Origin of the sequence: Bacillus canaveralius (assembly GCF_002860125.1) — a bacterium.
Taxonomy (GTDB): Bacteria; Bacillota; Bacilli; order Bacillales; family Cytobacillaceae; genus Bacillus_BJ; species Bacillus_BJ canaveralius.
In genome coordinates, this window is record NZ_PGVA01000004.1 from 51,044 (window position 1) to 64,712 (window position 13,669).

The 13,669-nt window shown below is 43.4% G+C and carries 13 protein-coding genes and 1 other annotated feature; all 13 genes read left to right on the forward strand.

Features of this window, described 5'->3' with window-relative positions:
- Nucleotides 1–216: 216 nt before the first annotated feature.
- The 13 genes from CU635_RS02365 to dnaG all read left to right on the forward strand — a co-directional run bounded on the left by CU635_RS02365 (nucleotide 217) and on the right by dnaG (nucleotide 13,650).
- Complete coding sequence (locus CU635_RS02365; RefSeq protein ID WP_101575567.1) at nucleotides 217–2,403, forward strand: HD family phosphohydrolase; 2,187 nt, start codon at nucleotides 217–219, stop codon at nucleotides 2,401–2,403.
- The gene (ybeY, locus tag CU635_RS02370; protein ID WP_101575568.1) at nucleotides 2,400–2,870 is read left to right on the forward strand and encodes an rRNA maturation RNase YbeY; all 471 of its coding nucleotides are present in this window, start codon (nucleotides 2,400–2,402) and stop codon (nucleotides 2,868–2,870) included. Before CU635_RS02365 ends, ybeY begins: the two co-directional genes overlap by 4 nt.
- Complete coding sequence (locus CU635_RS02375; RefSeq protein WP_101575569.1) at nucleotides 2,848–3,231, forward strand: diacylglycerol kinase family protein; 384 nt, start codon at nucleotides 2,848–2,850, stop codon at nucleotides 3,229–3,231. Before ybeY ends, CU635_RS02375 begins: the two co-directional genes overlap by 23 nt.
- Nucleotides 3,232–3,484: 253 nt before the next feature.
- The gene (locus CU635_RS02380; protein ID WP_101575570.1) at nucleotides 3,485–3,883 is read left to right on the forward strand and encodes a cytidine deaminase; all 399 of its coding nucleotides are present in this window, start codon (nucleotides 3,485–3,487) and stop codon (nucleotides 3,881–3,883) included.
- Entirely contained in the window at nucleotides 3,876–4,796 is a 921-nt protein-coding gene (gene era / locus CU635_RS02385; RefSeq protein WP_101575571.1) for a GTPase Era, read from the forward strand. The genes CU635_RS02380 and era overlap by 8 nt, the downstream gene beginning before the upstream one ends.
- Nucleotides 4,797–4,975: 179 nt before the next feature.
- Complete coding sequence (locus tag CU635_RS02390; RefSeq protein WP_101575572.1) at nucleotides 4,976–5,119, forward strand: YqzL family protein; 144 nt, start codon at nucleotides 4,976–4,978, stop codon at nucleotides 5,117–5,119.
- A 29-nt stretch (nucleotides 5,120–5,148) separates the two neighbouring features.
- Complete coding sequence (gene recO, locus CU635_RS02395) at nucleotides 5,149–5,904, forward strand: DNA repair protein RecO (RefSeq protein WP_101575573.1); 756 nt, start codon at nucleotides 5,149–5,151, stop codon at nucleotides 5,902–5,904.
- A gap of 47 nt (nucleotides 5,905–5,951) precedes the next feature.
- Nucleotides 5,952–6,135 (forward strand) — a binding site (T-box leader).
- Nucleotides 6,136–6,276: 141 nt separating this feature from the next.
- Complete coding sequence (gene glyQ, locus CU635_RS02405; RefSeq protein ID WP_101575575.1) at nucleotides 6,277–7,167, forward strand: glycine--tRNA ligase subunit alpha; 891 nt, start codon at nucleotides 6,277–6,279, stop codon at nucleotides 7,165–7,167.
- Nucleotides 7,160–9,232, forward strand: coding sequence for a glycine--tRNA ligase subunit beta (glyS, locus tag CU635_RS02410; RefSeq protein ID WP_101575815.1), 2,073 nt, complete (start codon nucleotides 7,160–7,162; stop codon nucleotides 9,230–9,232). The genes glyQ and glyS overlap by 8 nt, the downstream gene beginning before the upstream one ends.
- Nucleotides 9,233–9,436: 204 nt before the next feature.
- A complete protein-coding gene (ccpN, locus tag CU635_RS02415; protein ID WP_101575576.1) occupies nucleotides 9,437–10,066 on the forward strand; it encodes a transcriptional regulator CcpN in 630 nt (209 codons plus the stop codon).
- Between the two features lie 19 nt (nucleotides 10,067–10,085).
- On the forward strand, nucleotides 10,086–10,904 hold the full coding sequence (locus tag CU635_RS02420; protein WP_101575577.1) for a pyruvate, water dikinase regulatory protein: 819 nt from the start codon (nucleotides 10,086–10,088) through the stop codon (nucleotides 10,902–10,904).
- A gap of 278 nt (nucleotides 10,905–11,182) precedes the next feature.
- On the forward strand, nucleotides 11,183–11,641 hold the full coding sequence (locus CU635_RS02425; RefSeq protein ID WP_101575578.1) for a YaiI/YqxD family protein: 459 nt from the start codon (nucleotides 11,183–11,185) through the stop codon (nucleotides 11,639–11,641).
- 197 nt (nucleotides 11,642–11,838) lie between these two features.
- The gene (dnaG, locus tag CU635_RS02430) at nucleotides 11,839–13,650 is read left to right on the forward strand and encodes a DNA primase (RefSeq protein ID WP_101575579.1); all 1,812 of its coding nucleotides are present in this window, start codon (nucleotides 11,839–11,841) and stop codon (nucleotides 13,648–13,650) included.
- Nucleotides 13,651–13,669 lie beyond the last annotated feature (19 nt).

Consider the following 13,669-nt stretch of genomic DNA (forward strand, 5'->3'; position numbering starts at 1 on the left):
CTGCCGGGCAGTTATTTCTTTTGGAAAATGCAAGCTATTCGCAGTGTTGCGCATAAACTATCGTGGGATTTTTCTTTTTTGCAAACATTTTTTGAGCTAATCCGATTTGAGGATGAAACTTGGATGAAAAACTGTTATGATTTTACATAATTAGAGTCGACAAAACTAAACTGCTTATCTGGCCATGATTTCGAGCCGTGATAGGAGGGGCCGAAGATGGAAAAGCTTCAAAGACAATTAGCGAAAATCCGCAACCTGCTGGATGTTACCTTTTTTAAGGTGCTGTTATTTGTTTCGATCGGAATCATATTATTTGCTGTTATGTACAGCAATGTAAAACCGGAAAAACTGAACCTGACTCTTTTTTCTGTTGCGGAGCAAACAATCCGTTCGCCGATTACCCTTGAAGACCGGGCCAATACGGAACGGAAGCGGACTGAGGCAAGCGAACAGGTTCAGGACGTCTACACAATGAAAAAAGAGTATACGGAAAACCGGGTCGATTTAATTTCGTCCATATTTGATTCGGTTTCCGAGGTGGAAGAAGAGATTAAAATGGAGCAGGATCAGCTCCAGAAACAGGCTCAGACAAATGCAGATGGCACGGGAACCGCTCCAGCAACAGCGCCGACTGTAGCTGACAAGCTTCCGATGCTGAAGGATAAATTGACGGAAAATGTGACGAAAGATATTCCAGATCCGGTTTTTAATTCGCTTCTGCAGACGGGGAAGGATGAATTATCAATCGCGAAAGATTTAACGGTTACGGCAATTAACCATGTCATGAACGAGCGAATTCCGGCTGATCAAGTCGAAAATGCAAAGAAGCGGCTTGAGGAAGAGCTCAAATACACGAGCCTATCTGCTAATATGAAGGACGCTGCGATCGCTCTTGGCAGGTATGCGGTCGTCCAAAATGAATTTTACGATCCGGTTGCTACAGAAGAACTGAGAGAACAGGCAAAGGAAGATATAGAACCTGTTAAAATTCTTCAGGGGCAGATATTAGTGGAGGAGGGACAGCTGATCAGCCGCGAAATTTTCCGGCAGCTCGAGCTGGCTGGAGTGCTTGATAGTGATAACTCGATAAAACCGTTCGCCGGTCTCGTTTTGTTTATTTCGATTTTGCTGCTTGCTCTTTATTATTATTTTAATGAAAAAACCCCGGAAGATAAAAAGCAGACAAATTTGCTGCTGTTCAGCTTAATTTTTGTCCTGTCGATAATCATCATGAAGTTGATCAGCCTTTTGCAAATGTATGAGTACGCTGATATCGGTTATGTGTTCCCGGCTGCAATGGGTGCGATGCTGATAAAAATTTTAATCGATGAACGTCTGGCTATATTTATGACAATTGCGATGGCGGTTTGCGGCAGCATCCTTTTTAACGAAGGAATTACCGGAACCATTCATATGACGATCGGGATCTACATTTTATGCAGCGGACTGGCAGGAATTTTATTTTTAAGCAAGCAAAACCAACGCTCAAAAATTCTCCAGGCTGGTTTGCTCGTTTCGGCGGTCAATCTTGTCGTGATTGTTTCGTTATTGTTTTTGCAAAACGGACAATACTCCGGCCTTGAATATAGTTTCTATTTGATCGCCGCACTTGTGTCCGGGATAGCATCCGCTGTTCTGACGATCGGGCTGCTGCCATTTTTTGAAGCTGGATTCGGAATTTTGTCGACAATGAAGTTAATTGAGCTTTCAAACCCGAATCATCCGCTCCTCCGCAAAATTTTAACAGAGGCACCGGGCACGTACCATCACAGTGTCATGGTTGCCAATCTTGCCGAATCAGCATGTGAAGCGGTCGGGGCAAACGGGCTGCTGGCCCGGGTTGGCTGCTATTATCATGACATTGGCAAAACGAAACGACCGCAGTTCTTTATTGAAAATCAATTGAATATTGAAAATCCCCATGACCGCCTGCCGCCGCAGACAAGTAAAAATATCATTATTGCCCATGCAACAGATGGGGCAGAAGCATTACGAAAGCATCGCCTGCCCCGGGAAATTGTTGATATTGCGGAACAGCATCATGGAACAACCCTATTGAAGTATTTTTATCACAAAGCAAAACAAAACGGCCTTGAAGCGAAGGTGGAAGACTATCGGTATCCAGGTCCGAAAGCAAAAACAAAGGAATCGGCAATCATTGGAATCGCCGACAGTGTCGAAGCGGCTGTCCGCTCGATGAGCCATCCTACAAATGAACAAATTGAGGAGATTGTCCGCAATATAATTTCTGACCGATTGCAGGACGGACAGCTGAACGAATGTGATATTACACTGAAAGAACTGGAAATCGTCGCTCATACATTATGTGAGACGTTAAAGGGAATCTTTCACTCAAGGATTGAATATCCAGAAATGATGAAACAGAAGGTGAACCAAGCATGAGCTTAGCAATTGAACCGATCGATGAAACCGGTCAGCTTGCTGATGAAGAGATCAGCACCGTCGTTGCACTTTTAAATTTTGCGGCGGAAAAGGAAGATGTGGAAGCGGGCAGTGAGGTTTCGATTACATTCGTATCCAATGAGAGAATCCAGGAGATTAACCGGGATTATCGCGATAAAGACAGGCCAACAGATGTCATCTCCTTTGCGATGGAGGAATTGGGCGAAGGAGAGCGGCAAATCCAGGGGACGGAAATTCCGCGGGTACTTGGCGATATCGTTATATCTGTACAGAAAGCAAAGGAACAGGCTGAGGAGTATAGCCACTCGTTTATCCGCGAGCTCGGGTTCCTGGCTGTTCACGGATTTCTTCATCTATTGGGATATGATCATATGACCGAGCAAGACGAAAAAAAAATGTTTAGCCGCCAAAAGGATATATTAGATGAGTTCGGCCTTCAAAGATAGGAGAAATAGGCGTCATTGCGGTGTTTTTCGGTCGTTTCTCTACGCTTGTGCCGGGATCAACTCAGCTCTCAAAAACGAAACAAATATGAAAATCCACTTCTTCATTTCGTTTTTTGTGATTGGCGCGGGATTTTTCTTTTCACTTTCACCTGTCGAGTGGCTGTTTGTGTTATTTGCCATCGGGGGCATGCTCTCCCTCGAATTAATCAATACAGCCATCGAGAGAGCCGTCGACCTCGTTACGAAAGAAGAGCATCCCCTTGCAAAAGAGGCAAAGGATATTGCGGCGGGAGCAGTGCTGATCTATGCAGTTTTATCGGTTGCAGTCGGATTGATCATTTTTATTCCCAAGCTATTGTAGACAGGCTGGGGCTGCCTTGTCGGGCAGCCTTTCTGTCATGAAACAGTCCTGGATACAAATTGGGCCAATACCGGATGCTGATTGTAAACGCTCTAAATATTCGATAAAATGACAGAGCAGTATAAAATAAACCGGAAGACTTTTTAGAAAATTCAATATTTTTTATTGCGATTTTGTAACAAGCGATGAAATTAACTGCAAAATAGGGTAAAATAAAGAGAAGGCAGTCTTCTTTTGGAAAGGAAGAATTGTTTTGAACATTGAACAATTAATTCAAGAAGCAAAAAAAGCAAGAGAAAAAGCATATGTTCCCTACTCAAAATTTCAAGTGGGAGCAGCCCTTCTAACAGATGATGGCAAGGTTTACCATGGCTGCAATATTGAAAATGCTGCATACAGCATGTGTAATTGTGCAGAGAGGACAGCTTTGTTTAAAGCGTATTCAGAAGGAGACCGCGTCTTTACTGCAATGGCGGTCATTGCAGATACGAAAGGGCCAGTCTCGCCTTGCGGAGCCTGCCGGCAAGTTATTTCAGAGCTTTGCCCGAGGGATATGAGGGTTGTCTTAACCAATCTTCACGGGGTAACCCGGGAATTCACTGTTGAAGAATTATTGCCAGGAGCATTTTCACCGGAGGACTTACATGAGTAATACAAACGAAACGCCACAGCACAAATCCGGTTTTATTTCAATTATTGGCCGGCCCAATGTTGGCAAATCAACATTTCTTAACAAAGTGATCGGCCAGAAAATAGCGATCATGAGCGATAAGCCGCAAACGACTCGCAACAAGGTCCAGGGAGTCCTCACGCAAAACGATTCACAGCTGATCTTTATCGATACACCTGGAATCCATAAGCCGAAACATAAACTGGGCGACTTCATGATGAAGGTAGCAATTAACACACTAAAACAAGTTGATCTTGTTCTTTTCATGGTCAATGCTGCAGAGGGATTCGGCAAAGGTGAGGAGTTCATTTTAGAAAAGTTTGAGTCCGTTCGAACACCTATTTTCCTTGTCATCAACAAAATTGACCAAATTCATCCCGATCAACTGCTGAATGTAATCGACTCCTATAAGGAAAAGTATGACTTTCGGGAAATTGTCCCTATTTCTGCACTTGAAGGAAATAATGTTGATGCATTGCTGGAGCAGATCAAAAAATATCTTCCGGAGGGTCCGCAGTTTTACCCTGCCGACCAAGTAACAGACCATCCGGAGAGATTTATCGTATCCGAGCTGATCCGTGAAAAGGCTCTCCATTTAACTCGGGAAGAGGTTCCTCATTCCCTTGCCGTTGTAATCGACAAAATGGAGCGTCGCGAAGACAAAGACGTAATCCATGTGATGGCAACAATTATTGTTGAACGCGATTCGCAAAAAGGCATCATTATTGGCAAGCAAGGAAAAATGCTCAAGGAAATCGGGCAAAGGGCAAGGATCGATATTGAAAATCTTCTCGGCTCCAAGGTTTTTTTAGAGCTTTGGGTAAAAGTCCAGAAGGATTGGCGGAATAAAATGCACCAGCTGCGCGACTACGGTTTCCGCGAAGATGAATATTAAAAGTTCAAGCGCTAGCGGACTATCTTCGCCCTAACTAAGTTATTATTGAAATTTCAAGTTTATGCATGTAACAGATTAACAAATTTTTCGTCTCATGATTTTTGAATGACAGGCTATGATAAATGTAAAGGAATTGGGCCCAGAAGTGCTAGTTGAATAATCGAAAGGTGGGGTTTTCGATGTTGGATTTTACCTGGAAGGTGTTTTCGCAAACAGGTAATATTGACACATATCTTCTCTTTAAGGAATTGGAGAAGGACACACAAGAAATACCCGGAAGTCAAGAAGTTGAGCTAGCAGAGGTAGATTTTCCCATCTCATAGATTTGTCTAATTTAATGGATGGTGGCGTTATGCTTCAAAAGTGTGAAGGCATTGTCATTAGAGCTACAGATTATGGTGAAACGAATAAGATTGTCACTTTATATACACGTGAATGGGGAAAGGTTGGTGTGATGGCGAGGGGAGCTAAAAAGACAAACAGCCGCCTCTCCGCGGTCACCCAGCTGTTTACATATGGTTATTTTTTAATCCATAAAGGCAGCGGTCTGGGCAATCTCCAGCAAGGGGAACTGGTTTCCTCGATGCGATCCATCCGCGAAGACATTTTTTTAACCGCCTACGCGAGTTATATTGTTGACCTGACAGATAAAAGCACGGAAGAAAAGAAACCCAATCCTTATCTTTTTGAATTGCTTTACCAGACGCTGCAATACATGAACGAAGGATACGACCTTGAGATATTGACCAACATTTATCAAATAAAAATGCTCAGTGTCCTCGGTCTCTATCCTGTATTAAACCGATGCTCTGTGTGCGGCAGTACCGACGGGCATTTTTCTTTTTCAATCAAGGAAGGCGGGCTTATTTGCCATCGCTGTGAGCATCACGATCCATACCGTTATCAAATCGCCCCTGCGACGGTAAAGCTGCTCCGCCTTTTCCAGGCTCTTGACCTTTCGCGGCTTGGGAATATCTCGGTCAAACAAGAAACGAAGAATGAACTTAAAAAAGTGATATCGGCCTATTATGAAGAATACTCAGGGCTTCATTTAAAAGCGAAAAAGTTTTTGGATCAAATCGATAAAATGCGTGATATGCTGTCTTAACATTGACAAGCAGATTGGTTCTTTGCTAATATTCAAATTAATATTAATAGGTTGCGGTGAAGGAAAAGAGTACCCAGCTTACTCTATAAAAGCGATTCCGGGATGGTGCAAGCCGGAAAATAGACAGCAGGGGAAGGGCGTTCCAGAGCAACGTTTTGCTTTTGTGAAAATTAAGGCGGCTGCCGGACGGCAGCAAATAGGGTGGAACCGCGGGTAACTCTCGTCCCTATGCGTAATGCATAGGAACGGGAGTTTTTTGTGCTTTCATTTTCTTGTGTATTACGCTCAGACCCGCTGCGATGTGAGTCATTGACTGTCCAGTGTCCCGAAAATGGTGTGGGAAATACGAAATTTTACAGAAAGAGGTGGCTTATGAACATTCAAAACATGATTTTGACATTGCAAAAACATTGGTCCGACCAAGGCTGTATTTTGATGCAAGCTTATGATGTGGAAAAGGGAGCGGGAACGATGAGCCCTTACACATTCCTGAGAGCGATCGGGCCTGAGCCCTGGAGTGTCGCTTATGTAGAACCATCACGGCGTCCTGCTGACGGCCGTTACGGAGAGAATCCAAACCGGTTGTACCAGCATCATCAATTCCAGGTTATTTTAAAGCCTTCTCCCGACAATATCCAGGAACTATACCTTGAGTCACTCAAAGCACTAGGCATTAACCCGCTCGAGCATGATATCCGTTTTGTTGAAGATAACTGGGAGAACCCTTCGCTGGGCTGCGCCGGACTTGGCTGGGAAGTGTGGCTTGACGGGATGGAAATCACGCAATTTACCTACTTCCAGCAAGTCGGCGGACTGGAGTGCAAACCTGTCTCTGTTGAAATTACTTATGGAATCGAAAGGCTTGCTTCCTATATTCAGGATAAGGAAAATGTCTTTGACCTCGAATGGACGGAAGGCTTTACTGTCCGCGACATTTTTCTTCAGCCCGAATACGAGCATTCAAAGTATACGTTTGAGACATCCGATCCTGACATGCTCTTCAACCTTTTCAATATTTATGAAAAAGAAGCGCACCGCCAAATGGATGAAGGGCTTGTACACCCTGCTTATGACTATGTATTGAAATGTTCACACGTTTTTAATATCCTTGATGCGCGCGGTGCGATTTCCGTAACAGAGAGAACAGGCTATATCGCCCGCTGCCGGAATCTGGCGAGGAACATTGCCAAAACATTTTATGAAGAACGGGAGAAGCTCGGCTTCCCGATTTTAACTCAGAAACGTGGTGAAAAAAGTGAATAAACGTGATTTATTGCTCGAAATTGGCCTTGAAGAAATGCCTGCCAGGGTTATTACAGACTCGGTAAATCAGCTTTCCGCAAAAGTTCAGGCATGGCTGGAAGAGAGAAAAATTAACTTTGATACAGTAAAAACGTTTTCGACTCCCCGCCGCCTCGCTCTTTTCATAACAAATCTTGACGAAGCACAACCGGATATTCATGAAGAAGCAAAAGGGCCAGCAAAAAAGATTGCTGTGAACGATCAAGGGGAATGGACGAAAGCGGCGGAAGGATTTTCTCGCGGCCAGGGCAAAAGCGTCGATGATCTTTATTTTAAAGAGATTAACGGTGTCGAATATGCTCACGTCAAAAAGTTTACAAAAGGCCGGAAAACAGCAGAGTTGCTCCCTGAATTAAAACAGGTGATCACAAGTCTAACATTTCCGAAAAACATGCGCTGGGCAAACGAAGACTTAAAATATGTCAGGCCGATTAAATGGATTGTTGTCCTGTTTGGTAATGAAGTGATTCCAATGACGATTGCCGGGGCCGTCTCAGGGAACAAAACGTTCGGACATCGCTTTCTCGGCAGAGAGATCAGCCTTTCATCCCCTGCTGAATATGCTGAAGCGATACTCAGCCAGTTTGTAGTCGCCGATGCAACGGAAAGAAAACGGGCGATCGTCAGCCAGATTAACCGGATTGCAGAGGAAAAGCAGTGGACGATTCCGATTGAAGAAGATTTGTTGGAAGAGGTTAATAACCTTGTTGAGTATCCAACAGCGTTATTTGGCCATTTTGAGCAGGCCTTTCTCGAGCTGCCCGAAGAGGTGTTAATCACGTCAATGAAGGAACACCAGCGCTATTTTCCAGTAAAGTCGCCGAGCGGTGACCTTCTTCCCTACTTTGTAACAGTGCGGAACGGGGATCATCTGCATCTTGAGCAGGTTGCAAAGGGAAACGAAAAGGTTCTGCGGGCCAGGCTGGCGGATGCAGCGTTCTTTTTCAGGGAGGACCAAAAGCTCGTGATTGAAACAGCGCTGCAAAAACTTGATTCGATTGTTTACCACGAAGAAATAGGCACTCTTGCCAGCAAAGTTGACAGAGTCAGAGAGCTTACCAATCGACTGGCAAACATGCTTGAGTTGACTGAGCGTGATCGTAAGGCAGCAGACAGGGCTGCACAAATTTGCAAGTTTGACCTTGTCACGCAAATGGTCTATGAATTTCCTGAATTACAAGGGACGATGGGTGAAAAATATGCATTGCAACAAGGCGAGCAGCCTGAGGTTGCCGCTGCCATTAATGAGCATTACATGCCGCGCAATGCTGAAGACCGGACTCCTGCTGCAAATGTAAGTGCAGTGCTTGCGATCGCCGATAAGCTTGATACAATCGTTTCATTCTTTAGCATCGGCAAATTGCCGACCGGTTCCCAGGATCCGTATGCGTTAAGGCGGCAGGCAACCGGCATCATCCAAACGCTGATTGACAAAGATTGGCGGATTTCTTTTGAGCAATTCCTTTATGAAGCGCTTCAACTCAACATGAAAGCAAATCATTCTGATGAGGGCAGAGAAGGTTTATTCAGCGAGCTTGTCCAATTTTTCAAGCTGCGCATTAAACATTTGCTCCAGGAGCGGGGCATTCGTTACGATCTAATTGAGGCAGTCCTGGGCGGGGAAATTGGCGCTCCGGCGTCGCTCGTCAGAAAAGCTCAAATTCTTGACCGGAAAAAAGACGCGCCCTACTTTAAAGAAAGTATCGAGGCCTTTAGCCGTGTCTTGAATATCGCTAGCAAAGCAAATGCTGATGGTGACGTTCAACGTGAACTGTTTGAAAATGAATACGAAAAAACGTTGTTCCAAAGCTATTTAACAGCCTCACAGCAAATAGATTTCAACGAAGGAGAAGAGGAAGCATTCGAAATGCTTGTTTCCTTAAGGGATCCGATTAATGATTATTTTGACCATACAATGGTCATGGCGGATGACCCAACCATTCGTGCAAACCGCTTAGCTTTAATGGGCAAGCTGGCCCGGCTTATCAACAATTTTGCGAAAATGAATGAGATCATCGTAAAATAGACTTCCAAAGTAGAAGAGTCTGTCCTGTTGCGACAGGCTTTTCTGCTTTTGATCATAATCAGTTCTTCCTATTTTCGATAAATGGTATATAATATTTCTATAAAAGTATGTCATTATTGCTTTGGACGTAAGATAAAAATGCGTTCCAGTCCAGCAGCTACAAGCATAATAGAAAGAACGGCTATTTTACAGGAATGCTAGGCGGTGAGAAAAATCGAACTGAATAAACGGCAAGAATTAATATTGGAGATAGTTAAAGAAAATGGCCCGATCACAGGCGAGCATATTGCCGATCAATTAAATCTGACGAGGGCAACCTTAAGGCCCGATCTCGCAATTTTAACGATGGCGGGGTTTTTGGATGCCCGGCCAAGAGTGGGTTATTTTTATACAGGAAAATCGGGGACGCAGTTGCTCACTGAAAATCTCAAGAAACTCTATGTGAAGGATTACCAGTCGATTCCGGTTGTAGTAAACGAAAATGTTTCTGTTTACGATGCAATTTGTACGATGTTCCTTGAAGATGTCGGAACTCTGTTTGTTGTCGATGAACGGTCCATTTTAATGGGTGTCTTATCAAGAAAGGACTTGCTCAGGGCCAGCATTGGCAAGCAGGAGCTGACGAGCATACCAGTCCACATCATCATGACGAGGATGCCAAACATTACAATGTGTCATAAAGAGGACCTTTTGATTGACATCGCAAAAGTTCTTATTGATAAACAAATTGATGCTTTGCCGGTCGTGAAAGAAACCGAGCAGGGATTTGAAGTAACCGGGCGGATTACGAAAACAAATATTACAAAAGCGTTCGTTTCGCTTGCTCATGATTGACAAAGGGGAGATTTAAGAAATGGGTAATTTGCCGATTATTTACGTCGTATCCGATTCCGTTGGAGAAACGGCTGAACTCGTTACAAAAGCGGCAATCAGCCAATTCAACGGCAGCGACGTTACAATAAAACGTTTTCCGTATGTGGAAGAGAAGACGAATATTGATGAAGTAATTACATTAGCGAAAATAAATCAAGGAATGATTGCCTATACACTCGTCAAGCCTGAGATCAGGGCATATATGCAGGAGGTGACGGTGAAAGAGGGCATTTATGCATTCGACATAATCGGTCCGCTGATGGACCGCATCCAGCAGATTTGCGGAGAGACACCTTTATATGAACCTGGTCTTGTCCGCAAGCTTGATGAAGATTACTTTAAAAAGGTTGAGGCGATCGAATTTGCCGTAAAGTATGATGACGGCAGGGATCCGCGTGGGATCTTAAAAGCAGACATTGTTCTGGTGGGTGTGTCGAGAACATCAAAAACACCGCTTTCGCAATACTTGGCCCTTAAACGGCTTAAAGTCGCCAACGTCCCGATTGTGCCTGAGGTGGATCCTCCGGAAGAACTTTTTTATGTCTCCCCGGATAAGTGCTTTGGTTTAAAAATTAGTCCGGAGAAATTGAACAATATTCGCAGGGAACGCCTGCGTTCACTCGGATTAAATGATGAAGCCAGCTATGCAAATATTGAACGGATTAAAGCAGAACTGGTCTACTTTGACAAAATCGTGCATAGAATAGGCTGTCCGATCATTGACGTCACAAACAAAGCGGTAGAAGAGACTGCAAATATGATTCTGAATCTTTTTCAAAAGAAAAACTCCGTGAATTAGCACTTATTTTGATAAGTGCTTTTCTTATGGTTTTCGATCCAGGCTTATTTCTATTTTATTTTTCAAGTAATATTAATGGAAAAATGAACATTTCTATACTATAATAAAAAATTGTGATAAAAATGCACATGATTAGGTTTAGACTTCAATCTGAACGAATAAACTATTTATTGTCAGATGTCAAGAAAACCAGTCAAAAAATATTCGACACATTTCCATTTTAGAAAGTTGTTTAAAGAAAGAAGGAATATCCGGGGGGATGTAGAATTACTAGTAAAATGGGCATTCCTGATTTATTTGTGGATGCAGATTCGTGTCCTGTTCAACAGGAAATTGTCGAAATCGCAGCTTCTTTCTCAGTCGAGGCAATTTTCATCGCTTCCTATAACCATGTCAAACGGGACAATGGCCATGCTGTCTGGAAGTACGTTGATGCAGGAAAGGAAGCTGTAGATTTGTACATCATGAATCATGTGAAAAAGGGTGATATTGCGGTGACCCAGGATATCGGTCTCGCATCGACCCTGCTCGGTATGGGGGTTTATGTACTATCACCACGGGGAACTTTATTTGAAGAAAAGGATATTGATACGGCTCTTGATCTGCGGTATCTTTCCGCCAAAGCGCGCAGGCGCGGTGTTTATGGTAAAGGTCCCAAACCATACACGGACGAGGACAGATCGAGATTTGTACATCAGCTGACAAACATTTTGTCGAAATTTGCAGGGATTCGTTGATTTTTCAAGAATATCTAATAGTTGAGTAAAGTTACAATGTAATAAGCTAAACCGAAAAACGAATGAAGCTGTCTAAATAAACAGGAGTATGCCATAGGAAATGAATAATACGATCTTAATTTAAAAAAACTGTTCGTTTTTCAGTTAAAGAATTGCTTTATGAAAAATTCATTCAGTTAAATGGAGATGCACTCATCATGGCAGAACGAATTGCCGAAGAAAAATTAAATGAGATACGGCAAGCGGTTGATATTGTTGATGTCATAAGTGATTATGTTCAGTTGAAAAAGCAAGGCCGCAATTATTTCGGCTTATGTCCTTTTCATGGTGAGAATAGCCCTTCATTTTCCGTTTCGCCCGATAAACAAATATACCATTGTTTTGGGTGCGGGGCTGGCGGAAATGCCTATTCGTTTCTGATGGAGGCAGAAGGATTGACGTTTATGGAGGCTGCGATTAAACTCGCTGATAGAGCGAATATTGACCTTCAACTTGATCTGTCTGCAGTGTCAGCAGGGAAACCGGTTTCGAAAGAGAACCAACAAATGATCGAAGCCCATGAGCTATTACGGAAATTCTATCATCATTTGCTTGTAAACACAAAAGACGGTCAGCATGCCCTTGAGTACTTGCTCGGCAGGGGATTTACGATCGAATCCATCAATAAATTCGAGGTGGGTTATGCGCTCGGCACATGGGACTTCGTTTATAAGTTTTTGGCGAAAAGAGGTTTTTCCACCGCTCTGCTGGAGAAAGCCGGCTTAATCATTAAAAGGGAAAAGGATGGCAGCTACTTTGACCGTTTTCGGGACAGAATTATGTTTCCGATACTGGATAAAAACGGAAATACGATTGCTTTTTCCGGGAGATCACTAGGGGCCGATGAGCCTAAATATTTGAATAGTCCCGAGACGGCAATCTTTAATAAAAGCAAAATTTTATATAATTTTCACCTGGCCCGCCCGAGTATTCGGAAGCTTCAGCAAGCCGTTCTGTTTGAAGGGTTCGCTGATGTCATAGCTGCAGACCGGTCAGGCGTCGAAAATGGAATAGCAACGATGGGCACAGCGCTCACTGATGAGCATATTACTCTTATAAAGCGGAATGTCCAATCGGTTATCATTTGTTATGATGCTGACAATGCTGGAGTAGAAGCTGCTTTTCGGGCAGCAACCGCCCTGTCCGCGGCAGGAAGCTACATAAGAGTAGCACAAATGCCTGACGGTATGGACCCTGATGACTATATCAAGAAATTTGGTGCTGATAAATTTCGAAATGATGTAATAGGGGCCAGTATTCCGTTCATGTCTTTTAAGCTTCTGTATTATCGGAGAGGGAAAAACCTTCAAGATGAAGGAGATCGGCTCCAGTATATCGAAAAAGTAGTAAAGGAAATAAGCCGCCTTGACAAAGCGGTCGAAAAGGATCATTATTTGCGCCAGCTTGCATCAGAGTTCTCATTGTCTCTCGATGCCTTAATGCAGGAGCAGCAGCAGTATACCCGGGTTGAAAACCGCAAAACAACAAGTAAGAGCGCTGAAAAGCCCGCGAAAAAGTGGGCAGGGGCAATGAAAACCGAGCAGTTGAAGCCTGCTTATCATACCGCTGAAAGAAGGCTGATTGCCCACATGCTCAGAAGCAGTGATGTGGCTTATAAAGTGCAGGAGCGGCTTGCAGGCAGTTCATTTAATATTGATGAACATCAAGCAATTATTACGTATTTATTTGGCTATTATGAGGACGGGAGAGCTCCTGATCCAGGCGCATTTTTAAATTATCTTCAAGACCCGAAGCTGAAAAGGCTTGTGGCGGACATTGAAATGATGTCTATCAATGAAGAGATCAGCCAGCAGGAAATGTCTGATTATATCAAACAGGTGTTGAATTATCAAAAGATGTTAATGATAAAAGAAAAAGAGGCGCAAGAAAAGGAAGCAGATCGCCAAAAAGATTTTGCAAAAGCAGCCGCTATCGCGATGGAAATTATCCAGTTGCGAAAGTCTTTATAGATCCGAATAGTGTAGATAA